21 protein-coding genes and 2 pseudogenes are annotated in these 22,434 nt (G+C 60.1%); 11 read left to right on the top strand and 12 right to left on the bottom strand.

What is annotated here, in order from left to right; all coding sequences use genetic code 11:
- Window positions 1-139: 139 nt before the first annotated feature.
- The 3 genes and pseudogenes from JQ632_RS39835 to JQ632_RS35525 all read right to left on the bottom strand — a co-directional run bounded on the left by JQ632_RS39835 (window position 140) and on the right by JQ632_RS35525 (window position 2,231).
- Window positions 140-705: pseudogene (locus JQ632_RS39835) on the bottom strand (cell envelope biogenesis protein TolA).
- Between the two features lie 7 nt (window positions 706-712).
- On the bottom strand, window positions 713-982 hold the full coding sequence (locus JQ632_RS35530; protein WP_312015702.1) for a hypothetical protein: 270 nt from the start codon (window positions 980-982) through the stop codon (window positions 713-715).
- 1,042 nt (window positions 983-2,024) lie between these two features.
- Window positions 2,025-2,231 carry a cold-shock protein gene (locus tag JQ632_RS35525; protein WP_212407370.1) on the bottom strand — a complete coding sequence of 69 codons (207 nt, stop codon included), beginning with the start codon at window positions 2,229-2,231 and terminating at the stop codon, window positions 2,025-2,027.
- Between the two features lie 1,244 nt (window positions 2,232-3,475).
- Here JQ632_RS35525 and JQ632_RS35520 point away from each other — a divergent pair.
- From JQ632_RS35520 to JQ632_RS35510, 3 genes are all read left to right on the top strand, one after another.
- Window positions 3,476-3,730 carry a hypothetical protein gene (locus JQ632_RS35520; protein ID WP_212407369.1) on the top strand — a complete coding sequence of 85 codons (255 nt, stop codon included), beginning with the start codon at window positions 3,476-3,478 and terminating at the stop codon, window positions 3,728-3,730.
- A 407-nt stretch (window positions 3,731-4,137) separates the two neighbouring features.
- Window positions 4,138-4,293, top strand: coding sequence for a hypothetical protein (locus JQ632_RS35515; protein WP_212407368.1), 156 nt, complete (start codon window positions 4,138-4,140; stop codon window positions 4,291-4,293).
- A gap of 279 nt (window positions 4,294-4,572) precedes the next feature.
- A complete protein-coding gene (locus JQ632_RS35510; protein WP_212407367.1) occupies window positions 4,573-4,761 on the top strand; it encodes a hypothetical protein in 189 nt (62 codons plus the stop codon).
- 177 nt (window positions 4,762-4,938) lie between these two features.
- On the opposite strand, the gene JQ632_RS35505 is transcribed toward JQ632_RS35510, so the two are convergent.
- Window positions 4,939-5,274: a GYD domain-containing protein gene (locus JQ632_RS35505; RefSeq protein WP_212407366.1), complete on the bottom strand. Its 336-nt coding sequence runs from the start codon at window positions 5,272-5,274 to the stop codon at window positions 4,939-4,941.
- Between the two features lie 900 nt (window positions 5,275-6,174).
- On the opposite strand from JQ632_RS35505, the gene JQ632_RS35500 reads away from it, so the two are divergent.
- Window positions 6,175-6,429, top strand: a complete 255-nt coding sequence (locus tag JQ632_RS35500; RefSeq protein WP_212407365.1) for a DUF1127 domain-containing protein — start codon at window positions 6,175-6,177, stop codon at window positions 6,427-6,429.
- 433 nt (window positions 6,430-6,862) lie between these two features.
- Here the strand turns inward: JQ632_RS35500 and JQ632_RS35495 are convergent, their stop codons facing one another.
- A complete protein-coding gene (locus tag JQ632_RS35495) occupies window positions 6,863-7,165 on the bottom strand; it encodes a transposase (protein WP_212407364.1) in 303 nt (100 codons plus the stop codon).
- Between the two features lie 255 nt (window positions 7,166-7,420).
- Between JQ632_RS35495 and JQ632_RS35490 the strand changes: the two genes are divergently transcribed.
- On the top strand, window positions 7,421-8,446 hold the full coding sequence (locus JQ632_RS35490) for an IS110 family transposase (RefSeq protein ID WP_212407363.1): 1,026 nt from the start codon (window positions 7,421-7,423) through the stop codon (window positions 8,444-8,446).
- A gap of 260 nt (window positions 8,447-8,706) precedes the next feature.
- On the opposite strand, the gene JQ632_RS35485 is transcribed toward JQ632_RS35490, so the two are convergent.
- The 3 genes from JQ632_RS35485 to JQ632_RS35475 all read right to left on the bottom strand — a co-directional run bounded on the left by JQ632_RS35485 (window position 8,707) and on the right by JQ632_RS35475 (window position 13,537).
- Entirely contained in the window at window positions 8,707-9,684 is a 978-nt protein-coding gene (locus JQ632_RS35485; RefSeq protein ID WP_212407362.1) for an ABC transporter substrate-binding protein, read from the bottom strand.
- Between the two features lie 238 nt (window positions 9,685-9,922).
- Window positions 9,923-11,479: a tetratricopeptide repeat protein gene (locus JQ632_RS35480; protein ID WP_212407361.1), complete on the bottom strand. Its 1,557-nt coding sequence runs from the start codon at window positions 11,477-11,479 to the stop codon at window positions 9,923-9,925.
- Window positions 11,480-11,740: 261 nt separating this feature from the next.
- On the bottom strand, window positions 11,741-13,537 hold the full coding sequence (locus JQ632_RS35475) for an NAD(P)/FAD-dependent oxidoreductase (protein ID WP_212407360.1): 1,797 nt from the start codon (window positions 13,535-13,537) through the stop codon (window positions 11,741-11,743).
- Between the two features lie 553 nt (window positions 13,538-14,090).
- Here JQ632_RS35475 and JQ632_RS35470 point away from each other — a divergent pair.
- Window positions 14,091-14,309 (top strand): hypothetical protein, encoded by a 219-nt coding sequence (locus tag JQ632_RS35470; protein WP_212407359.1) that lies wholly within the window; start codon window positions 14,091-14,093, stop codon window positions 14,307-14,309.
- Between the two features lie 25 nt (window positions 14,310-14,334).
- Here JQ632_RS35470 and JQ632_RS35465 read toward each other — a convergent pair whose 3' ends face one another.
- Window positions 14,335-14,472 (bottom strand): hypothetical protein, encoded by a 138-nt coding sequence (locus JQ632_RS35465; protein ID WP_212407358.1) that lies wholly within the window; start codon window positions 14,470-14,472, stop codon window positions 14,335-14,337.
- Between the two features lie 227 nt (window positions 14,473-14,699).
- Window positions 14,700-15,641, bottom strand: coding sequence for an ABC transporter substrate-binding protein (locus JQ632_RS35460; protein ID WP_212407357.1), 942 nt, complete (start codon window positions 15,639-15,641; stop codon window positions 14,700-14,702).
- Between the two features lie 297 nt (window positions 15,642-15,938).
- Between JQ632_RS35460 and JQ632_RS35455 the strand changes: the two genes are divergently transcribed.
- Entirely contained in the window at window positions 15,939-17,321 is a 1,383-nt protein-coding gene (locus JQ632_RS35455) for a transposase (protein WP_409363533.1), read from the top strand.
- Between the two features lie 120 nt (window positions 17,322-17,441).
- Here JQ632_RS35455 and JQ632_RS35450 read toward each other — a convergent pair whose 3' ends face one another.
- Window positions 17,442-18,416 carry an ABC transporter substrate-binding protein gene (locus JQ632_RS35450; protein WP_212407356.1) on the bottom strand — a complete coding sequence of 325 codons (975 nt, stop codon included), beginning with the start codon at window positions 18,414-18,416 and terminating at the stop codon, window positions 17,442-17,444.
- Between the two features lie 658 nt (window positions 18,417-19,074).
- On the opposite strand from JQ632_RS35450, the gene JQ632_RS35445 reads away from it, so the two are divergent.
- Window positions 19,075-19,536, top strand: coding sequence for a recombinase family protein (locus tag JQ632_RS35445; protein WP_312015701.1), 462 nt, complete (start codon window positions 19,075-19,077; stop codon window positions 19,534-19,536).
- 265 nt (window positions 19,537-19,801) lie between these two features.
- Here the strand turns inward: JQ632_RS35445 and JQ632_RS35440 are convergent, their stop codons facing one another.
- Window positions 19,802-19,996 carry a hypothetical protein gene (locus JQ632_RS35440; RefSeq protein ID WP_212407355.1) on the bottom strand — a complete coding sequence of 65 codons (195 nt, stop codon included), beginning with the start codon at window positions 19,994-19,996 and terminating at the stop codon, window positions 19,802-19,804.
- 375 nt (window positions 19,997-20,371) lie between these two features.
- Between JQ632_RS35440 and JQ632_RS35435 the strand changes: the two are divergent.
- The 3 genes and pseudogenes from JQ632_RS35435 to JQ632_RS35425 all read left to right on the top strand — a co-directional run.
- Window positions 20,372-21,148 (top strand): annotated as a pseudogene (locus tag JQ632_RS35435) (FGGY-family carbohydrate kinase); the annotation flags it as partial.
- Window positions 21,145-22,008: a TIGR01459 family HAD-type hydrolase gene (locus tag JQ632_RS35430; RefSeq protein WP_249152769.1), complete on the top strand. Its 864-nt coding sequence runs from the start codon at window positions 21,145-21,147 to the stop codon at window positions 22,006-22,008. The pseudogene JQ632_RS35435 and the gene JQ632_RS35430, both read left to right, overlap by 4 nt.
- Window positions 22,009-22,018: 10 nt before the next feature.
- Window positions 22,019-22,434: class II aldolase/adducin family protein (locus JQ632_RS35425; protein ID WP_212407354.1), on the top strand; the 416-nt coding region annotated here is incomplete at its 3' end.

Genomic DNA, 22,434 nt, shown 5'->3' with positions numbered 1-22,434 from the left:
CTCTTTCCACGGGACCCCGAAGGGCGTCCCGGCCGCTGCCATGGCGACGCCGAAAAAATTTGGAAGGGGCCAAAAAGTTTCAAGACCCGACAAGATTTTTTTTCGCAAGAGGTCACGATGGCTAAAGCCGTCTTCCCGCTCAGTCGCGCGCACGCCGCAGCGCGGTTTGCAGCTGTTCTCTTTCCTTGTCCCAGCGGTCGTCCTCAGCCCGTGAGCGCTTCTCCTCGGCCTGGATGGCCGCGGCCCTCTTCGCATGCTCGCGCTCGGCCTTGTCCAGCGCCGCTTGGGCTTTCGCCGTCTCTTTTTCCCTCCGTTCGCGATCCCTTTCTCGGGCGGTCTCTTCGCGCCGGCGCTCGGCTGCGCGGCGCTTCTGCTCCTTCTTGAAATCGGCGGCCGCTTTTCGGGCCGCCCGCTCGCTGACCTCAGGAGCCGCTCGTGTCGCTGGCTTCGCCCGACGCCTTGCCCGCCGAGCCCCGTCGGATTCGAGGTCGGACCGAAGGTCGGAATGCTCAGCGAAGAGTCCGTTCGATCCTGCCGGCTTGGAAAGGTCGCGGCGACCACGTCGGGGTCGTCCGTCTCCTTGGCGACGCCTTGATGGAAGAGGTTGCTGCCCCACGCCTCCAGAGCCGCCTTCATCGATGGCGCCGCGATCGCCAGATCGTAGAAGCCCAACGAGGTCTGGAATGTCCTGAGCTTCCTTGCCATGAAGCTTTCAGGTCCACCCTAAACGTCGACGCGCGACCCAGACCCCCAGCAGGAACGCGACGACGAGCGACTGCAATGGAGCCTTGATGGTCATCCTGCGCAACTGATCCGCGAGGCGCCTCGCGTCGTCTGGCGAAGGCGCGTGGAGCGGACGAGGCTCCCTTCCCGCTTCCGGGCTCGCTGCGGAAGCCTGCTCGATGCCGCCCTGCGCGTCTGTTAGCCCGGAGGCTTCCGTCATTGCCGAAGCTTCTCTCATATCCATGCGGCTCGCGATCACGAACAACGAAATGCTCGGCTCGCATGAGCGCAGCCCCGCCTTTCGGGGCTTCTGAAGATTTAGGGGCGGAGCCACACAGGCCGCGCATTTGCGCGAGGACCCAAAGGATCAACCGCTCCGACGGCGCTCGTTCCTCCCGGCTGACCGCAGGATTGCTGGATGCGATAATTGGACGCGAATGATCCGGTTAGGCCGCCATCGATCGAGTTCCGTATTTCTCCGGATAAGAGTCGGAACTGAAATGCGGCAGTCTTTTGTGATGCCCCAAGGCTCCGACGACCCAACGCAACGCCACTGTGCGAGAAATGCGGGCGGCAGATGACACTGTTGGCAACGTTGCCTCAAATTGGCAACAGGCCCGCGGTCTCCGTCTACAAGTGCCTATCCTGCGGAACGGTCGTTTCAGTCGTGGAAAAGTAGACCGCAAAGCGCGACCGGCAGGCCTCGCGGGCTAAGGGTCGCCAAAGCGCGCCGCCTACGTGAGTTGCTGGCCGCAAGCCGAGGCTTTGCTCTTTATTGCCGCCTGGTTTCCGATGTCAGGCCGAAGCGGCCCTGGCCTCAACTGCCCGTTCCCCGATGAGAGAACAAGAGGGCCGAGCGATGGGCCAGCTCACCGGAACCAAAGTGAGAACCCGCCGAATTTCGTCAGCAATGATAGATTGAAGTTGGCACAGATTGCATATGCAGATCGGCTCTACCTTGCTACCTTTTCTCTATGGGCGATGACCTGTGGTTCAAGGTTTTAGTGCTGGTATTGGGCGTTTTGCCGGTAGTGCTTACCGCCTTGGTGGTCTTCGCGCCGTAGGTCGGTGTCTCCGCCCACTTTCTTCCATTGATCTAGCTCAATTAGAGGGCCGCCCCTCGGTTCCTGCTTACGATCGGAAACGAGCGGAGCACGTCGGCGTGCGAGATCGGGCATGGGTCCTCCATTGGTTGGCGTGGGCGTTGGCGCCATTGGGTTGGCGACTGTCGTTTCCATGCTCTTGTAGGGACGAGCCCGCCAGCGTGAACCGGCGGGACTCGTCGTACCCATGCCGTGGGCTTAGCCGATGCGTAAGTTTTCGGCAGACACTTTGCCGCTCTTGCCGGTGGCAAGCTCGTAGCTGATTTTTGCACCTTCTGCGAGGCTGGTATGACCCGCTTTTTGAACTGCCGAAATGTGAACGAAGACGTCCTTCCCACCGTCCTGCGGTTGGATGAAGTCATATCCCTTAGGAGCGTTGAACCATTTGACAATACCCAATGCCACTTTGAATCTCCAAAAAATAACCGGTGGCACAACGATAATTTGTCGCTGCTTTTGCGACAAGAAGAAACCCGCCAGCGTGAACAGGCAGGACCTTCTCCACCCCCCACGACCCGCAGTAGCGTAGCTCGTCGCCCTAGCACACCGCTAGGAATCGATAATTTGTGCAGCGTCTGCGGCATCGCTTTGATGGGGCCAGGCGGCCCCAAAAGATCATCTTCGGCGACATGCGCGATGCCGGCGTGCGCGGCGTGCTGGTCTATTGTGCCGACTACCGCTGCAGCCATAGCGTTGCACTCAGCGCCGATCGCTGGGCGGATGACGTGCGGCTCTCCGACATCGAGCCGCAGTTCGTTTGCACCGTCTGCGGCAAGCACGGGCGCCGAGGTGCCTCCACTGGAATAAGCCGAGCCGGCAATGGGAATATCGCAATACGCAGCGATAGGGCGCCCGGCGCTCTTGGCTTAGGAACATTTCGTCGCGGCCAGCGTCTCGTTAATTTCAGAGTTGCGCCTATGCCTCCGCCCCCTTCTTCAAATCCGTTGCCCCAATTGTGGTCACCCTCTCAGGTTGCTGGAGAAGGTCTGGGACCAGAACACACCCCGCTTCATTCGGGTTTACGAATGCAAGTGCGGGGTGGTGGTCTGGGACGATTAACGCCGATCAGGCCGGCGAGCGTGAGACGAAAGGAGCCACCAACTCGGCCTTAGTTCATGAAGATCAGCACCGCAACCATGCGCCGAGCGCCATCACGGTCGCATTGAAAGCCCGGTTTGTTTCCATGATTGTGGTCCCGGGGCGGTGTGCAACCCCATCCGGCCGGGCTTCGGACAAATTGGGACTTGAGGGATATCAAACTCCTCGGCTATGCACCTTGTGCCAGCTACAATTCCGGGGAGCGAGAGCAAACGGGCCGCCTGTTCCCAGCAACGGCGCCGGAGTTCTCGCACATTTTGAGGCAAGAGGAACGGATCAAGGTCGGATTATGGATCTGGTACTCTGGGGGCCGCCAGCATGAACCGGCAGGCCCAGGTCTTCACTGCCTCAGTCGGCGGGCATGCGTCCACAACCGTTGCCGGCTGCGCTTCCGATGCGACAGCGCCAGCACTTCATGTGGCCCCATCCAGCATTCGATCCGTTCCTTACTGATAACTTCTCGCTCGGATCCCAAAAGGCGCTCGAGCTTCTCTCTGATGGACTCCGGTATTGTCGCCGGTCCTGATGCGGACAACTAAGACGGCATGCCGATGATCCGCCTGACCACCAGCGACGGCGCGCTCCGATTGCCTCCGCGGCACGGTCTTTGCCAATCCACCCTATTTCCGTCGGTCCTGGCAGGGAGCCATTTCGCGATGAAACAGAAATCTCGAGTCCCAAAGCCACGCAGGCCTACTCTGGCACACATGGTGTCCGATCTGGTGAAATTGCTTGAAGCGATGAAGGACCTCGAAGACCTGAGAGAGAAGGTCCGGCTCGCGGAGGCAAAACCGGCGCGCCCGTGATCGGATGAGTCTCCTATTTGCTCGCGCCCGGCGGCTGCGCTTCAATCCATTGCCGGCGCCGATCTGCAGTAGTCGCTCGCTGCCACCCGTAAATTTCCCAATATCGCTCGCGCCGGCCTCATTCGATCATTTCGAGATGAAGTCGTCGAAGCCAAAGGAATGGACAGAGGCTGAGCGGAAGCGGCTTGCATGTTTGGCGCGTCGTCGTGTCGTCTCGGAGATAGCGGCGGCGCTCGGGCGCCACGCCGGATCGGTAAGGCGGATGGCGCGCTCAATGGGGCTGATCCTGAAGAAATAGCACTTAGGCGCGTCCACGCACCGTTGCTACTTTTAGGACGCCTTGTGGCCGCTCCGCAGTTGAGGGAGACTATCTGTATTTCAGAAAGCCTATTTTGGAAGACAAAATCATGCCCAACATACTGGAAGATCTGTTGTGGTGCGCTGCCCTGGCGACATGGCTCACGCTTCTCTGCGGCTTCGTCGTCGCCGCGCTGCAGCCTTTTGCAAAGAACCTTCGCCATCAGCTCGAGGTAAGGCTGAAGTCAAAAGAGAAGCGAAGCTAAGCATGGTGATGTTGCCCGAATAGGAACATCTCCTCCGCGGCGAGTCCTAGAGGCGCAACCGATCCTGTTCCTAGTAGACTGGCCGATGCAAAGAGCAATCGCCTACGCGATCTCGGCGGCCATTTTGGGCTTCGGCGTCTGGATCTTTGTTGCCAGTTTGGCCGCCCTATCGACTGTCGTGGGGCTGGTCCCGCGATCAGGCTGAAAAGCGCTTTCGGCTATCTAATTCGCAAGCGGAACGACACCAAGACCCCTCGATTTGTCTCCAGAGAGGCAACTGTGGATTTGACCGAGATCGAACGCGCTTTCTTGAAGCAGCTGTCTTCCGAACCGTGGATCAGCACTCCGCTGTTCGATCACGAGCTCGTCGCTCGACTGGTGGAGCTTGGTCTCGTCGAGGCCAACCTGCTGGCTTCAGGTGAAGTCGAGTACAGCATCACTGCCGCGGGCCGGGCCTCCTTGTCCTAAGACCTACCTGGCGCGCCGTCTGATTGCGATCGCCTCCGCTGACTTGCGTTAGAAATCGGTCGCCCAAGGAGCTAAATGAGCCGCGAAACGGGCAAGGCCGCCCGCGACATGGGGCGGCCCATTTCCGTTTCTGAACAGCAGAGCTATTCGCGGGACTGCCGTTTCCAGCACTATCGATCAGCTGCCGGGAGGAGAATAGGCAGCCTTGAGCTTGTTTGCCTTCTGCCGAACCTCCACGACCTCCTCCTGTGTCAGCAGACGCACCAACTTGACGTTTTGCATGACTTCGCCTGCGACGACGAGGCCTGCTATCGCGGCCGCCGAGCTGGGCTCGGGTACATCGAATATCGTCAGGACACCGGGTCCTTCCACGGGCATGCCGTAGAATGAAACCAATTTGCCACCCGCCGCTTCGACCAACTTCCTGGCCGCTTCAGCGCGATTCTGCGTGGGATTTTCCAGAAGGTTCTTGACGGCTCGTGGCGTGTATTGTCCGGTGAGACAGAAATGCATGGCTATATACTCCTGCACTGGGTTTTCAATAATCGCCTTTTCCGTCCGAACTGATCGGAGCGGACTGTATGACGGTCAAAAATCAAGAGTTGCTACGCCCGCCGTGGGCTACATTGGCCGCCGCTGATTTCCAAAACTTCGGCATGTTCCGGTGACGGCTCCGAGGCAGAGTATATCACTTGCCGATCATGAGGACATGGCCCACTCCTCCGCGCGAGACGAAGAACTTTGACACGGTTTAACGAGGTCGGCGCGGATCACTGTGCCTTCTACAGGTTGCGCAGAAACCGGGCGGACAACGATGCACGTCGATGGCCTGCGCGTGCGCCGCTTTATGCCCGATCGCGTGATCCGAGGACTACCGCAGCGTGCATCGGAATTCGATGCGACATGTGAACTGGCTCACAGGGGGCGCCGGAGAATCCAACTAGAGTGAATACGGAAGTCGTGCTGCGAATATTTCTTTGCGTAGGAGATTTCCATGAAGAAGCTATTTTCGGTCGGAGCTATCGCAGTCCTCCTCAGTATAACCAGAGCGTCGGCTGCGGAGCTTCCAACGTTTGAACTGGCGGGCTTCCCGATCACGGCACACCAAGTTGCGTTGATAGGAGGGACGAATGTTGAGGAGCAGGCGCCCACACCGACGCTTATGCTCAACGGCATGCCCGCCTCCCCCCATCAGATCGCAGTGTTGGCTCCGCGCTCCAAGGTGACAGCGGCTACAACCGCTGCGAAGCAGGCCTCAGTCGGATTGTCGGCGCGATAACCCAACGGATGCATTTTGCGGGTCAGACCGGCTTCGGTCGTCATCCTCTCCGTTGCTATCTACCCGAACTTAAGGATTGCACCCGCGACGGTGATGCGCGTGCTGGCCGAGTTGAGAAATCCGGGGATTGCGCGATGAGCACGACTTATGGTGCAACAGGGCGGGCCAGACGGCTCGTTTTTGCGTGGCGAGTTGTTAGCTTCCTGGAGAGATATTGGGATGCGTTTCAAGAGCGGCGCAAACGCGAAAGGCTATGCGCCGTCTTGGCCAATCTAAATGACGCGGAACTGATGGACATCGGGATTTCACGCGGCGAGATCGACTACGTCGCCTCGAACCGAGGCATCGACCCGCAAGGCGTCCGATCGATCCCTCCGACGAACGTCTGATGTCAGGCACCGATGGATGACTGGACTTTGACGCGGCTGCGTACCAATTTCTCGGGGCCGACTTTCGCTGTAGGTCAAAGTGCAATGAACTCGGCCTGAGCAAAACTAGTCCGCTGCCACCCACGAGGCGGACCTTCATGAGATGGTTCGCCACTTCGCTGATGGGCCATGTGTGGACGGCTCCGGGTTGGCAAGAAGAATCTTCACGTCGCAGCACTGGTCGGAGCAGCCATGTGTTCGGCCTGTTAGCGCGTTTCACATGACCGCTGGCCATAATGCCCTCCGCGGATCAGGTCCCGGTCAATACCTCGCATTCGATGATGCTGTGGCCAATGTGGGTTGTCCTGATCGCCGGATCGACCGGCACTGCATTACGTGCTGTTCGCCTTCCCAACCGTTACGTCACGCCGGGTTTTCCCGTGTGGTCTCTCATTCACGCCGCGAGAGCGGCGGGTTCCTTGTAACGTTCGTTCCTGGCCATCATCGCCCAAGCCATCCGGGCGATTTTGTTGGCGAGTGCGATGGCCGCGACCTTGGTGGGGCGCCGGGCCAACAATCGAGTGAGCCAGAGCCGATGATCGGTGCCATGGATCTTGGCATAGCGGATCACGGCGAGCGCGCCAGCTGTAAACAGGCTGCGCAAATAGCGGTCGCCTTGCTTGCTGATACTGCCAAGCTTGTCCTTGCCACCGTTCGAGTTCTGCTTCGGTACGAACGACCACCTGGCCGACCGCATCAACGCCGTGCACTTGGAAGACCGACTTCGCGATATCCAGGCCGATCGTCGAAATTGACTGCATAGGCTGCTCCTCCGAATCGTGGGAGCCTCAAACGGCGCCCACTCCTTGGCACCCTCGTGCCCGTGGAGGAGCCGTCCACATGGGGTAATCGCGGGAGCGAGTCGCCCCTGAATGAGTGGCTGTTCCCCGATAGGATGGAGATATGGGCTCACGACTGGACGCCGGGCCCAAGCGTCGAATGGAGAACAGCCATGGAAGAATATATTGGTCTCGACGTGTCGATGAAAGAGACGGCAGTCTCGATCCGCCGAGCAGGTGAGCGGATCTGGCGCGGCAAGTGCGCAACTGATCCGAGTATCGTCGCCGAGCTCATCCGCAAGCGGGCGCCGTCCGTGAAACGCGTCGTATTCGAAACCGGACCGCTGTCGGTATGGTTCTATCATTCTCTGCGCACCGAAGGGTTGCCGGCGATCTGCTTCGATGCGCGCCATGCTAAAGCGGCGCTCGATATGGCGACGAATAAGACGGACGCAAACGACGCCGATGGCCTGGCGCAACTCGCGGAAGTCGGGTTCTTTCGTGAGGTGCGTGTGAAAGGATTCGACAGCATGCTGACCCGCACGCTTGTCGCAGCGCGGACGCGGCTGGTCCGAATCACTACCGAGCTCTCCAATCAGATCCGCGGCGTCATGAAAACCTTCGGTCTGCTCGTTCCCACCGGAAAGGGAAGCACCTTCGAGAAGAATGTGCGGAGCCTTCTTGCCGACCAGGACAGACTTGCATCCATCGTGCTGCCGATGCTGGAAGCCTGGCGCGGCATTCGCCTCCGCGCCGCCGAACTCGGGCGCCAATTGGTGCGGGATGCGCGCCAAAGTCGTGCTTGCCGCATCCTCATGTCGATTCCTGGAATCGGTGCTATCACCGCAACCTCCTTTACCACCGCTATTGAGGAGCCTGACAACTTCAGGAAATCCCGATCCGTTGGCGCGTGGATCGGCCTAACAACGCGCCGCTACCAATCCGGAGAAGTCGATTATGACGGCCATATATCCCGACGTGGCGACCGCCCTTTGCGAGGGCTTCTCTACGAAGCGGCAGCGGTCATTCTGACGCGCAGCTCAACTCACAGTACGCTGCGCACATGGGGTCTGCAGCTTCGGGAGAGGATCGGCTTCAAAAGAGCTGCCGTGGCTGTGGCCCGCAAACTGGCGGTAATAATGCATACGATGCTTAAGACCGGCGAGCTGTTTAACCCGAATGCCGGAGCCGCCGCATAAGTCCCGATCGCGTTCGGAACACGAACGCCTAAGGCGTCCCTGCCGGGACGTGAGCCGAGCCATTCCGCTGATGCTGTTGCACTGCTGACTCAGCAAAGTGCGTCGTCCACATTGAAGGCTCGTCCCGCGAAGCTCCATCATGCGGCGGCTGATGCCGACCGCGAAGACAACCATGCACCCGGCAGTGTCTCCTCAGCGATTATATGCTTGACGCCCCGGCAGCGATTAGACAACAGCATCAAGAGCGGACATCAGCCCACTTACTCAATTAGCTGGTCGGCGAGCCCCAGTAGTTGCGATGGAACTGTGACGCCGAGTTCTTTGCCGGCCTTGAGGTTGACGATAAACGTAAACTTACTTGGTTGTTCGATTGGCAGGTCGGCCGGCTTGGCACCCTTGAGGATCTTGTCGACATAGATTGCTGCGCGCTTGTGCATATCCTCATAGCTTGGCCCGTAGGATATCAGGCCTCCGACCTCAACAAGTTCCTTGTATGCATTCACGTTCGGCAGCCGCTGCTCTTTGGTGAAGTCTACTATACGTTGGCGGTTATGGAGAAAAACGCGATCCGCCAAGATAAGTAACGCATCCGGACGTTCCTTCCGGATTGCAGCGAAGGCGTCGTCTAGGTCTTCAGATTTGCGTATATCGTGCAGTTGCAGGTTTATTCGCATCGCTTGAGCGGCGGCACGAGCTTGTTTGATTGACGAAACATGAAATGGATTGAGCGAATTAACAAACATAGCGACATGCGAAAGCACAGGCACGATTTCTCGCAGGAGCTGGAGTCGTTTGCCCTCGAGGTCCGGCGCGATCGAGCTTAATCCAGTGAGATTGCCCCCGGGTCGCGCTAGGCTGGGCACAAGGCCGGTGCCGATTGGGTCGCCCACCGCGACCATGACGAGTGGCACAGTTGTCGTCGCTTTCTTTACTGCGAGCGCTGCCGGCGTACCGGCAGTCACGATCGCATCTACCTTGGCGGCGATGAGTTCGGCCGCTAGTACTGGAAACCGGTCGTATTTCCCGTCCGCCCAGCGGTATTCAATGATGATATTGCGGCCTTCCTCGTAGCCAAGTTCGCGTAGGCCTTCACGGAACGCGTCGACAAGATTGGCCTCAAGCGCCACAGTGGAATTGCCCATGAAGCCAATCCGGGGAATTTTCGGTTGTGCCCGCGCTGCAAGCGGCCAGCCGACTGCCGCACCACTCAAAAGCGTGATGAAGTCCCGTCGCTGCATCGCCAATCCCTGACGCTCCACCCCCCAGCGTAAGCAATTTTTCGGCGCAGGTCCAAGCGGCGGATGTCCGCGAAGGGTCACAGCGGCGGTCGAGGCCACGACTTTTCGTCCGGTCTACCCCCGACAGCCGACGTGGCGGCAGTCAATGGACACTTCGGTTCAGGGCCACATGCAGACTCATGCACCGCACCAAATTTCCTCCTGTCCTATCAACTCTTGCCGCCAGCAAGCGCAGGCCTCAGCGGGCACCCGCTTTTAGAAGGCCTTCAATTAGCAGCTTCGAGTTTGATAACCCGCCGAGGGCGATCCACGCGGACATTGTAAAGGTCGGATCGACCTTATGCAGAGGAGCTAACGCCTGGTGCGCCTCGGCATTCCGTCCAAGATGCGCCAAAGCGGACGCCAAACCGCGGATAGCTATCCCATCAGACGAGTTCTGACGAAGAGCCCTCTTAAAAAACGCCACCGCCTCGTCGAAGCGGCGAAGCTCGATCAACGCAGAACCGATGCCAGCAAGATAATTGTGAATGACGGGGTCCAACGGGCTCAGGCGAATACCGCGTTCAAAGCTCCGCATTGCTTCTTCGTACCGGCCTGCAACTTGGTAGATCCATCCTCTATAGTTCCACACGATGTAAGAATTTGGATTGGTCACGACCGCACGATCCGAATAATCGATGGCAGTCTCGAGGTCGTCGATGAAGAAGGCGGTAACCAACCCGGCGGTGCTCAGCGCTCTCTCGTCATTCTCGTCGAGGCTGAATGCCAGGCGAGCCAACCGAACTGCTTCGCTACGATCAAATTGAGGATCGGTAGAAAAGCGTAGAACAACGTTGTTTAAGTGGCCGTTAGCCGCGACTACAGCGGCCGAAATAGAGCGAGGATCAAGGTCCAAGGCGCGATGAGCCAGTCGTATCGCTTCGGCAAAACCTTCTCGGGTCCTTAGAAACGTTTTCTGTCTGGCTCTTAAATACAAATCATAGGCCGTTAGGTTTTCCAGGGGCCGGCGGGTCGCCATTGCAATTTCTGTTTGAACCAGCTTGGGCTCAATGGCCGAGACAACGGCGACGGTTAATTCGTCTTGAAGGGCGAAAACATCTGTCAAGACACGCTCGAATCTGTCTGCCCAGATGTGCGTGCCGGTCGCCGCATCGATCAACTGTCCCGAAATGCGAACTTTCCCCGATGCCCTGCGCACTGAACCCTCAAGGACATAGCGCACGCCGAGCCTGCGTCCGACCTCCTTGATATCAACGGCCTTGCCTTTGAACGTAAAACTCGAATTGCGAGCGATCACGAACAACCATTTGAACCGGGAAAGCGCCGTCGTGATCTCCTCAACCATTCCGTCCGCGAAATATTCCTGCTCAAGATCGCCGCTCATGTTTTCGAATGGAAGCACCGCGATCGAGGGTTTGTCGGGCAGCGGAAGAGCGGGTTTTATCGAGGTTTCGGGAACTGCCTCGCCTTCCCTTGTGCGCTCCGTTAGTTCCTGCACGGCTCCGACGAAGCGGACCCCCTTTCGCGGCAATGTTTTGATAAGGCGTTGCTCTTCCCCCTTATCACTGATTGCGCCTCGCACGGCATTCAAGCGGGTTGTGAGCGCCGCTTCTGAGACAGTGCGTCCCTCCCAAATAGCCTCGATTAGCTCGTCCTTGCTGACGACGCGCTCCCTGTTGCGGATCAGATAGAGGAGCAGGTCGAAAACCTGTGGTGTGACGGAGACGTGGTTTACCCCGCGATATAGTTCGCGCCGCTCGACGTCGAGTGCATAGTCCTCAAAGAGATAACGCAAGCTGCGACTCCTTCAGGCAGCCTCCTATCATCGATGTTCAGACCCGGCTGACCATGCTGCGAATTTGGCTCGGGCGGAGACGCCGGCATGTCGCCGTCCGTAAGACCATCTGCAGAGAAGACTATCCAGGTTCACGCTTGCCCGAAACCGCCTCAAGGCAACTGAAGGCCTAGGCCGGGAAACCAACAATCGCTTTACGCCATGCGGCGAAATCAGCCAGGGCATCACTTCGCCTCCTACTTGCACTCCGGACTGAATTCGTCAGTGCACTCTGAGTCCCGACATCTCGCCGGACTCGCGCCACGTCTTCATAAGAGCGAAGAAGGCGTCCGATCCTGGCCCGTAAAGACCATCAAATAGGCCTTGACCTTGCCCCGCACGTCCTTCGCCATTGTAGTATCCAGGGGTGCAGTCCTGTCGGAACGCCAGATTGTCGATTGCCGTATCACGAATGGTCTGCAGCCAGCCCGACTCCGCCTCCATTGTGGGCTCCACCATGTGCGCCTGCTTCTCTGAAGCAGTTTTTACGACGTGGGCAACGTGACGTGCCTGTTCGTCCAGCATGTGAGGGAAGTTTGGCGTCAGCGTGTTTTGGGTAACGCCCAAATGGAAGCAGTTCGGGAAACCGTGGCTGTAAAAACCGTGGAGCGTACGCAGCCCTGAGGACCAGTACTCGCTGAGTTTGCGCCCGTCCCGTCCATGGATGTCGAAGCCGGACCGCCGCGTATAGGCTGTGCCGACTTCGAAACCCGTAGCGAAGATGATGCAATCTACCTCGTACTCGACGCCGTCGAACACAAGTCCTTTATCTGTCACCCCTTCGACACCGCGACCCAAGGTATCGACCAAGGTCACGTTCGTGCGATTGAACGTCGGTAGATAGTCATCATTGAAGGTCGGCCGCTTGCAGAACTGGCGGTACCAGGGCTTCAAAGCCCCCGCGGTTTTCGGGTTCTTCACCGTGGCGTCGACACGGGCACGGATCCGGTTCATCTTCTTGAAATCCGCGATCTCTATCATCCCGGCCAGTTCCTTCAGCGCGACGCCGTCCCGCATGGCGTGGACTGCCGCGCCCGGCCCGAGATTGCGGAAGATTTCGGTCCAGCCGTCGCTGACCAGATCCTCATCTTGTGAGAGGCCTGTGAACATGCTGTTGAAGTTTTCCATCCGGCGCCGTTGCCAACCAGGCATCAGCGTTTTCACCCATTCTGGATCTGTAGGCTTGTTGCCACGTTCGTCAACAGACGAGGGCGTTCGCTGAAAAACATAAAGGTGCTTGGCATCGCGGCCCAGGTGCGGGACGCACTGGATCGCCGTCGCACCGGTGCCAATGATTGCCACCCGTTTGTCGGCAAGCTTTGTTAGGCCACCTTCGCTCGAACCGCCCGTGTAGTCGTAATCCCAACGACTGGTGTGGAAGCTATGGCCTTTGAAATTTCCGATGCCGGGGATGCCGGGCAGCTTCGGCCGGTTCAGTGGACCGCTGGAGATGACCACGAAGCGGGCGTGCATGGCGTCGCCGCGATTGGTGGTGATCAGCCATCGATTCTCGTCAACCAGCCAGCGCATCTCGCTGATCTCGGTCTGGAAGCAAGCCAGGCGATAGAGGTCGAAGTGCTCGCCAATGCGCCGCGCATGCGCACGGATCTCGTTGCCGAAGCTGTACTTCTCCTTCGGCATGTAGCCGGTCTCTTCCAGCAGCGGCAGGTAGATGTAGCTCTCGATGTCGCACTGAGCGCCCGGATATCGATTCCAGTACCAGGTGCCGCCGAAATCGCCACCTTTCTCTATAATGCGAATGTCTTTCATGCCGGCCTCGCGCAAGCGCGCCGCGCTCAAGAGGCCTCCGAAGCCCCCGCCCACGACTACCACTTCGACCGCGTCGGTCAGCGGCTCGCGGGTGAAGCCGGGTTCAACATGCGGATCATCGATATAGTGACGGAAGTCGGCCGTGACCTCGACATATTGGTCATTGGCATCAGAGCGCAGGCGCCGGTCGCGCTCATGGCGGTACTTCTCCCGCAGAGCATCGGGATCGAAGTCAAGGGTCTCGCTCATGGTCGTTCCCCCCAATCCTTGGCACGAGCAAGCCCGTGCAGAGCTTCAGGCAACGTACCGCAGTTCGAGCAAGATTGGCTAGTTTCATTGAGACGCCGGTACCTTGCGGTGCAAATTGCCGCAATCATGCGATAAAACTTTGACTGTCGCGCAAATGCCCTCGCAGAGGGGACGGTAGTCCTCCGCCTCGCGCCAGGCACGCTGATCGACATCAGACGCCGGGAAATGCATGCCCCGGGGACGTCAGGCGGTGAAAAACAAGTGCCGGTAACCTGTACCGGTACCCTGACTGCTTTCGATCCCGACTTACCGGGCCGGTTACAGCTCCACTCCTGGCGGCGAGTACGCCGCTGACAAGCGTCAGTAAATCGGTACCGCTACCTCACCACACTTGGTCCCGGCCTACCGGCGCGGGGTCACCCCACCTCTCACAACCGAGTGGCGCTAGAGGCGCAGCGTGTAGAACATCGTGGCCGCCGGACTCTGCTCGCGCGTTGGTCCATTGCAGTCTCCTCCGTTGAACGGGTAAACTCAGAATAGTTAGGAGCGATCGATGTCCTCGCAGATTTTTTCGCCCGACATCCCCAAGACCGCTGAAGAGATCGAGCCGGAAGACATCATCAGGCAACTCGCCGATCGGCTCGAACAGGCCCGCGAAGGCGGCGCCGAACACCGGATGATCCTGCGTCAGATGAACGGCATCCGGCACGACAGCGAATTGGGCAGTCTACTGATAGAAGAGTACGACATCGGCGCTATCAATTATTGGTAGCCGGACTGATCAGCCAGTGCGTCCATCACGCCGGGCACGAGCGGCCCGGCACCGATCGCGTATCGGGATCTCGCTTCTGAACAGGCCGCCGCACGATCTCCTCGCGCGGCAAGCCCGTGATGCGATGGGTGCGCTCGGTCGCATCGTTGATGTGCTCGATCATCGGCTTGCCCTGCCCGTAAGATCGGCGGCGCGCCTCGGTGCGGGTCGCTCAAGATTGGTCGCGCGTCAGTCTATCGGGCGCTGACAAGTTTAGCCGTCAATTCATAATTTCCTCAGCAGACGCTTGGCGGAGTCCGCTATCCTCCGATAGCGGCTAAATTCCGCCGCGCAGCGAAATGACGCGATGGGGGCCATAACCGGACTCATGCGCCGCAGCAAACAGCGTCTCTATTCAATCACCTCGTCGGCGCGGGCGAGCAGGATCGATGGAATGACAAGGCCCAGAGTTTTCGCAGTCTTGAGGTTGATGACCAGCTCGAATTTCGTCGGCTGCTCCACTGGAAGATCTGCTGGCTTGGCGCCCCTGAGGATTTTGTCCACGTAGGTCGCCGCGCGTCGAAACAGATCGGCAAAGCTTGCTCCGTACGACAAGAGGGACCCAGCCTCTGCATACGACCGCTCTGTCGAAATCGTTGGTAGTCGTTGCAGCATTGCCAGTTCGACAATGCCTCTGCTTTGCACAGCCATCAACGGATCGTCCAGTATTATGAGCGCTTCAGCAGGGTCCTTTGCCATCCTTGCGAAGGCACTCTCGATCTCATTGGGGGCTCTGACGCTGAATGATTGAAGGCGGACCCGCAGGATCGTTGCCGCCACCTCCAACTCCTTTAGCAAGACCGCGTGCAACTTGCTCGTTGAATTGGAGAGCACTGCCACGCGCGATAGTTGTGGCACGATCTCATTGAGCAGCTCGAGCTCCTTGGCGGTTAGGTCAGAAGCTGAGGACGACATGCCCGTGACGTTCCCGCTTGGTCGATCCAGACTTGCAATGAGCCGGGAGCCGACGGGATCGCCAGCCACCACCGTCACCATGGGAATAATGCTGGTCGATTCTTTGGCCGCCAGCGCGGCAACTGTGCCGCGCGCGACGATGAGATCCACCTTAAGGTTCACAAGCTCGGTGGCCAGAGAATGGTATCGCTCATTGCGCCCCTCTGTGAAGCGGCGCTCGACTATCAGATTCCGGCCTTCGGCATAGCCAAGCTCCCGCAACCGGCCAAGAAGGGCCTCGTGGAAGGCTTCCGTTTGCGTCGATTGTTGCGCGCGTGCCATCGTGGACGATGCGAACACGGCTGCGCCGAGAAGCGTGATGAAGTCGCGCCGTTCCATTGTGCGCCCCTGGGGAATAGGCTTTCTCCAATTCCCTAAAGACTACCATTCGGCGCTCGGATGGCGAGTGAGAAATAGCCCCAACCGGACTCAGAAGCCCCTCAGGCGACGTCTCAGTCGGGTCAATGGCTGCCCTCGGCAGCCTGCATGACCTTGGTCTGCTCACCGCTCGGAAGCAGGCCTCATGCCGTTCCGAGCTTAGGTCAGCCACGGGCCGATTTTGTTGCAAAAGTCGGTTGAGTAAGACCTCGAACGATGATTCCGTTGTGTTGACGCGATTCTCGGCGAGGTCGATCCATGATGGGCCGTCTGAAGAGTGACCAAGGTCAACTGTTCTACGAGTTTCGTCTTGGCGATGCGGTTCCCGAAGATCATTTGGTGCGGAAGAACGATGCTGCTCTCGATCTGTCGTCGCTTCGTAGCGAGCTTGCGCCCCATTATTCGTCCATAGGTCGTCCGTCGATCGACCCGGAACTGATGATCCGAATGCTGGTGGTTGGGTATGTCTTTGCGATCCGCTCGGAGCGATTGATCTGCCGCGAAGTACAGGTGAACCTCGCCTATCGCTGGTTCTGCAAGCTCGGTATCGAGGATGCCATCCCGGATCATTCGGCGTTCTCGCGCGCCCGCAACGAGCGCTTCCGCGAGGGAGATGTTTTCCATCGCATGTTCGAGCAGATTGTCGAAGCGTGCATTGCGGCTGGCCTGGTTGGCGGCGAAGGCTTTGCGGTCGATGCGAGCCTGATTGGGGCTGACGCCAACAAGCAGCGCTCGATCGCGGGGCAGGATTGGCAAAGGGATCGCGATCCGGGGAGGTCCAGCCGCGCCGTGAAGGAGTATCTGGCGACTCTCGAAGACACGGCATGGGGTGCCGCTACGGAGGTTGTGCCGAAGTTCGTCTCGCCATCCGATCCCGCGGCCCAGTGGACCGGCGCACACAAAGGACCGGCATTCTTCGCTTACTCTGACAACTATCTCATCGACATGAAGTTCGGTGTCATCTTGGACGTCGAGGCGTCTCGTGCCATTCGGCAAGCCGAAGTCGGTACCGCAAAGACCATGATCGAACGAACAGAGGAGCGCTTTGGCCTCAAGCCGGAGCGGCTCGCGGCCGATACCGCTTATGGATCGGCTCCGATGCTGAACTGGCTGGTCGAGAAGGACATCGCGCCACACATTCCGGTCATCGACAAGTCAAAGCGAGAGGATGGCACCTTCTCGCGCAACGACTTTCGATATGATCCGGCCGACGACGTCTACCACTGCCCGGGCGGAAAGCGGCTCGGGACGAGCGGCACAGTACACGAGGGCAAGACGCTTCTGTACCGCGCAAGCAAGCTCGACTGCGATGTCTGCCCGCTCAAACCGCAGTGCTGCCCAAAGGAGCCCTCACGCAAGATCCCGCGCGACGTCCATGAACACGCCCGAGACGTTGCACGCTCCTTCGCTGGCACCGAGGGCTTTGAGCAGTCGCGACGTGAGCGCAAGAAGATCGAGATGCGGTTCGCACACCTGAAGCGCATCCTGAAACTCGGCCGACTTCGACTGCGTGGTCCACGAGGCGCCCAGGATGAGTTTGTTCTTGCTGCCATTGCTCAGAACCTGCGGAGCTCGCAATCATGGTCGCGCGGCCGCCACCGGCACAAGCTGCGTGCATCGCGTAGATTTGGAGTTGCGTAGAGAGCGTCAGGGCCGGCGGATCAAAGCCGGTCGTCCTTAGCGAAAATAGCCGAACGATCCACCGCTAACAGCCGACTTCTGCAACAAAATCGGCCACAAGCGGACTCATGCAGCGCAGCATCATTCAATCAGCTCGTCGGCCATCGCGAGTAGCGCGGTCGGGATGCTCAGGCCCAGTGCGTTGGCGGTTTTGAGATTGATCACCAACCGGAAGCGTTCGGCCTGCTCGATCGGGAGGTCGGCGGCTTTCGAGCCTCGCAACAGCTTCGCAACATAGGCGGCGGAACGACGATTAAGGCCGACGAGATCGGCGCCATAAGCGAGCAGACCCCCTTCGACCGCATCTTCTCGCCAGTAGTAAACAGCCGGAATTCGATTTTGCGCGGCGAGCTCGATGATCTTCCGCCGGTTGGCGGCCCCGATGGGGTCCGAGAGCACGAGGAGGCCCTGGACACCCTTCGAGGCCATGGTCTGGAAGGCCGGACCTATGTCATCTACCGAGCGCTTCACGACCGGCAGAATCTCGAGGTGTCGTTCCGCAGCCGCATTCTGAAAACCGACCATCGCCTGCGCATGATAGCGGTTATCAGGGTCGAGCAGGACCGCAAAACGCGTTGCTCGCGGCAGCAACTCCGCTAGAAGCCCGAGATTCTTGCTGCTTCCCCCGACGGCGGTAAGTCCAGTGACGTTTCCGTCGGGCCGCGCGAAACTTGCCGCCAGCCCGACACCGACCGCGTCTGCCGTGGCGGTCACGATCGGGATCGTGCCGGTGACCGCTTTGGCGGCAAGGGCCTCGGGTGTGGTGGGCGCTACGATTACCGCAACGTCCAGAGCAACCAATTCGGCGGCAAACCTTGCCAGTTGCTTCGGATCGTTGTTCCAGAACCGGCGCTCGATGATGATGTTCTCGCCCTCGACATATCCCTGGTCGCGCAGCCCCCGATCAAAGGCATCAATTCGCTCGTGAGGGACCGACGCCAGAAAACCGATGCGAGGCATCTTCTTCCTGGTCTGATCGGCGGGCTGCGCGACCAGGCGGCGCGGCCAAACGGCTCCGATAGTCCCGATCAGTGTAATGAACTCACGCCGCTGCATGTGCCCCTCCAAGGACCACGCCTGTGGGACCATTACATTAGCACTTTGCCGTGGGGCCGTGTGACCGGCGGAGGTATGCAAGGCCGGGCAAGGGGCGATTAGAACTCGTCACCGCGGGAGGTCGGAGATGGGTCATTCGCGACCGAGTCGAGCCAGTAGCACGTCCGGCCAAGTCCGATATGCCGCTGAAAGCGGAAGTCATCGGGCTCATCTGTGCACGCCAATGAATCCGCGCTAGCTGGCCAGCTACCGTCTTCGCCAGGGAGCTTTCTTTGTTTGCCACCGGGCTCAAAGATCTGCCCGTGTAACCGGTTCCGGTACCTACTCGCCTTTGATCCCGGCTAGCGCCCCCGGGGTCACCCACGCCCTTCAGCAACAGCTGTCCACCGCCAAGGACGCCAGAGCCGGAGAGAGCACGCGCATTGAGCCTGCCGCTCATGTGCCCAGCACTCCTGCGCCTCCATATGGTCTTCGTGCGCTACTGTAGATCTGCGCACGAGAACGCGAGCGCGGGAAATGCCTCAATCAAGAACTGGCGCTGCACGACCCAGCGCGCGCTGACACAGCAAAAATGAATCGCTGCGATTCCGAAAACGCGCATCGTACAGATTCTAAACGGACGTATAGATAACTACAGCCGTTTTGTGAGAGGTATCCCGTGACTCCCGAGCGTCCCCTTGTGATTTACCTGCGCGTCTCCAGACCAAAGCAAGGTCGTTCAGGTCTCGGTCTCGAAGCGCAACGCGCGGCTCTCGCCAACTTTGCCCAAGCCGAGCGCTTCCACATCATCGATGAATTCGTCGAAGTCGACTCCGGCAAGGGCCACGATGCGCTGGAGCGTCGCCCGCACCTTAGAGCCGCAATGGCGAAGGCCAAGAAGGCCAAGTGTCACCTCGCCGTCGCTAAGCTCGATCGCCTCAGCCGCGACGTGCACTTCATCAGCGGCCTCATGGTGCACCGCGTGCCGTTCGTGGTGACGGAGCTGGGTCCCGACGTTGACCCCTTCGTGCTGCACCTCGCTTGCAGAGAAGGAACACACGTGGATTGCGACGCGGACGCGGGATGCCCTGGCTGCGGCGAAGGTGCGTGGGGTCAAGCTTGGCAATCCGAGCCTCAATGAAGCCCGTCAGCGCGCCATCCAGCAAAATCGGCAAGCCGCCGAGGCCCGCGCCATTGATGTGATGCCTCTCATCCACAAGATCCAAGGAGCCGGAGCCAAGTCGCTCCGCGAGATCGCTTTCGGCTGAATGATCAGGGTGTTGCTGGCCCCCGTGGCGGCGCCTGGTACGCCAGCAGCGTCAGGAATGTCCTTGCTCGCGGTCTGTAGGATATCTGGCGCCGCGTGGCGACAATGAGCGTTCTTTCGGCTTTTAGATCCGTCTCGTTCAGTTCACGAGTCCGGCGGACTTGCCCGTCGGCGTCAGATCGAGGTCAGTGACATCGTTGAGCGGCCTGATGACGATGCGAATCGGTTCGCCGTCCTCGCCCGCGATCGGCTGAACGGCTTTGCCCCAGCCGCGTTCCAGAAGAATGGCGATGGCCTGTATGCGTGCGCTAGGTGGAGCATCGGCCTGACGCATGATGGCTGCAAGAGATCTCACGGCCTCGTCTGTATGAGCGCGGCACAGCGATCGGACATTGGGTGGTATTCTCTTTGCTGGCAAAGTGTTTACGGGGTAGGTACCCCCTCCTGGTAGCGCCCTCTGGCTCAATGACATCCAACCGGTTCATTGGGGTAAACTGAGTATAACGCTATTCGTCCTAAACGGCGAATATAAGACCCGTTAGTACCATCGCTGCATTCACATTTCACCGGACTGCAGCAACTAGGGATCAGGTGCCGGTCTCATGGGCGAGACTAACGGGCTCATGGGTGAGACCTTGTGGTCTCATGGATGAGACCATACGCCCTTCTACGGTCTCATGGGTGAGACCGGGTCCGGTCTCATGGGTATGTCCTGAAGCTCGGCTACGATCCCGTGACACGCACCTGGCCGGCTTGGCTCGACCAGCTTGGCGTGTCCCGCGACCTGCTGCCGACGGTGCTGGTGCCGGGAACACCCTTTGCGGATATCGATCCCGGGGTCGCATCCGCGCTTACCCTGCCGCCGGCAGCGCGCATCGCGGCCGGCACCACCGACGGTGTCGCCGCCTTCATTGCGACGCGCGCCGATACGCCCGGCGATGCCGTCACCTCGCTCGGCACGACGCTGGTCGTGAAGCTGCTCGCGTCACGGCCGATCTTCGCTGCAAATCATGGCGTCTATTCGCACCGGCTTGGCGAACGTTGGCTCGCGGGCGGCGCCTCCAACACCGGCGGTGGAGCGGTGCTCACCCATTTCACCGCCGCCGAGATGGACCGGTTGACGCCGCAATTAAAACCGGAGATGCCGACCGGGCTCGATTACTATCCCTTGCCCAAGCCGGGCGAACGCTTTCCGATTGCCGATCCGGCATTGCCGATGAGGGTCGCATCACGCCCGGCGGAAGACTATCGCTTCTTCCAGGGCCTCCTCGAAGGCATCGCGGGGGTCGAAGCACTCGCCTATCAGCGCCTCGCCCAACTCGGGGCGCCGAAGCTGCGGCGCGTCATCAGCATCGGGGGCGGCACGAAAAACGCCGCCTGGACCGAGATCAGACGGCGCGCACTCGGCGTTCCCGTGACCGTCGCCGAGGAGACGGAGGCAAGCTACGGCGCGGCGCTATTGGCCTTGCGAGGCGGCCCGCCATGATGGTTGAGACGATCGACATCGAAGGTCTCGGCGCGATCGCCAGCCGCTTCGATCACGTGCTGCTCGATCAATGGGGCACCCTGCACGAGGGACAGACGATCTTTCCGCTGGCGCGCGACTGTGTCGTGCGGCTGCGCCAGGCCGGCAAGCGTGTCCTTGTCCTGTCGAACTCCGGCAAGCGCGCGAGCAGCAATGCGGCGCGGCTTACCTCGCTCGGCTTTCCACCGCACGCCTATGACGGCATCCTGACCTCGGGTGAAGTCACCTGGCGTGGCCTGAAGGCGCGCGCACAGAAGCCATTTGCCGCGCTCGGCCACACCTGCCTGCTGATCGCACGTGGCGGCGACCATGCGATCGTCGATGGGCTCGACCTCGCTGTCGTCGCCGATATCGGGACGGCCGACTTCATCCTGCTCGCGGGCCTCGACGATGCCGTCGCAGAGCCAGAGCGCTGGCGCGCCCGCCTGACGGACGCCTCGGCGCGCGGATTGCCGATGCTATGCGCAAATCCCGACCTCGCGATGTTCGGCGCCTCCGGATTGATCCCCGCGCCGGGTGCGTTGGCCCGCTTCTACGAGACGCTGGGCGGTCGGGTGGCCTATGTCGGCAAGCCGCACGCGCCCATCTTTGCAGCGGCGCTCGAACGGCTCGGGCAGCCGGACCCGGCGCGCGTTCTGATGATCGGCGACAGCCTCGACCATGACATTGCCGGCGCCCGCCGTGCGGGCATGCTGACACTTTTGCTCAGGTCTGGCGTGCACCGGGATCAGACGCGGACCGGCCCGGGTGAATTGGTACGAAAACCACCCGACGCCGATGCGCCGATGCCGCACTGGACGATGGACCATCTGGCCTGGTGAGAGGCGCGCGATGCAACAGCAACCTGCCCTGCTCCACGAGCTTCGCCGCATGTCGGCGCGGGTCGGCCGCAACATCCTGCTGGTGCAGGGCGCCGGCGGCAACTCTTCGATCAAGCAGGATGACCTGCTCTGGGTGAAGGCCTCCGGCACCTGGCTGGCGGACGCCGAGCACAAGGACATTTTCGTGCCGGTGTCGCTCGACGCGGCCCGCGCGGCGCTGGCGCAAGGCGACGAACGGGTACCCCTCGCGCCCGGCGCCGGCACGACCTTGCGCGCCTCGATCGAGACCTCGCTGCACGCGCTGATGCCGCACACGGTCGTCCTGCACGTGCATTCGGTCAACACGATAGCATGGGCGGTGCGGACCGATGCGCGGGAGGAATTTGCGAAGCGACTGGAGGGACTGGCCTGGTGCTGGATCGACTA

The organism is Bradyrhizobium liaoningense (assembly GCF_018130955.1).
GTDB classification, from domain to species: domain Bacteria; phylum Pseudomonadota; class Alphaproteobacteria; order Rhizobiales; family Xanthobacteraceae; genus Bradyrhizobium; species Bradyrhizobium liaoningense_C.
This window is presented reverse-complemented; position numbering and strand designations above follow the sequence as displayed.

What these genes read in the sequence shown, in the direction of transcription:
- JQ632_RS35520 (WP_212407369.1), top strand. Translation starts at nt 3,476, where the DNA reads ATGATCCGCCTGACCACCAGCGACGGCGCGCTCCGATTGCCTCCGCGG.
- JQ632_RS35515 (WP_212407368.1), top strand. Translation starts at nt 4,138, where the DNA reads ATGCCCAACATACTGGAAGATCTGTTGTGGTGCGCTGCCCTGGCGACA.
- JQ632_RS35505 (WP_212407366.1), bottom strand. Translation starts at nt 5,274, where the DNA reads ATGCATTTCTGTCTCACCGGACAATACACGCCACGAGCCGTCAAGAAC.
- JQ632_RS35500 (WP_212407365.1), top strand. Translation starts at nt 6,175, where the DNA reads ATGAGCACGACTTATGGTGCAACAGGGCGGGCCAGACGGCTCGTTTTT.
- JQ632_RS35495 (WP_212407364.1), bottom strand. Translation starts at nt 7,165, where the DNA reads ATGCGGTCGGCCAGGTGGTCGTTCGTACCGAAGCAGAACTCGAACGGT.
- JQ632_RS35490 (WP_212407363.1), top strand. Translation starts at nt 7,421, where the DNA reads ATGGAAGAATATATTGGTCTCGACGTGTCGATGAAAGAGACGGCAGTC.
- JQ632_RS35485 (WP_212407362.1), bottom strand. Translation starts at nt 9,684, where the DNA reads ATGCAGCGACGGGACTTCATCACGCTTTTGAGTGGTGCGGCAGTCGGC.
- JQ632_RS35475 (WP_212407360.1), bottom strand. Translation starts at nt 13,537, where the DNA reads ATGAGCGAGACCCTTGACTTCGATCCCGATGCTCTGCGGGAGAAGTAC.
- JQ632_RS35470 (WP_212407359.1), top strand. Translation starts at nt 14,091, where the DNA reads ATGTCCTCGCAGATTTTTTCGCCCGACATCCCCAAGACCGCTGAAGAG.
- JQ632_RS35465 (WP_212407358.1), bottom strand. Translation starts at nt 14,472, where the DNA reads ATGATCGAGCACATCAACGATGCGACCGAGCGCACCCATCGCATCACG.
- JQ632_RS35460 (WP_212407357.1), bottom strand. Translation starts at nt 15,641, where the DNA reads ATGGAACGGCGCGACTTCATCACGCTTCTCGGCGCAGCCGTGTTCGCA.
- JQ632_RS35455 (WP_409363533.1), top strand. Translation starts at nt 15,939, where the DNA reads ATGATGGGCCGTCTGAAGAGTGACCAAGGTCAACTGTTCTACGAGTTT.
- JQ632_RS35450 (WP_212407356.1), bottom strand. Translation starts at nt 18,416, where the DNA reads ATGCAGCGGCGTGAGTTCATTACACTGATCGGGACTATCGGAGCCGTT.
- JQ632_RS35440 (WP_212407355.1), bottom strand. Translation starts at nt 19,996, where the DNA reads ATGCGTCAGGCCGATGCTCCACCTAGCGCACGCATACAGGCCATCGCC.
- JQ632_RS35430 (WP_249152769.1), top strand. Translation starts at nt 21,145, where the DNA reads ATGATGGTTGAGACGATCGACATCGAAGGTCTCGGCGCGATCGCCAGC.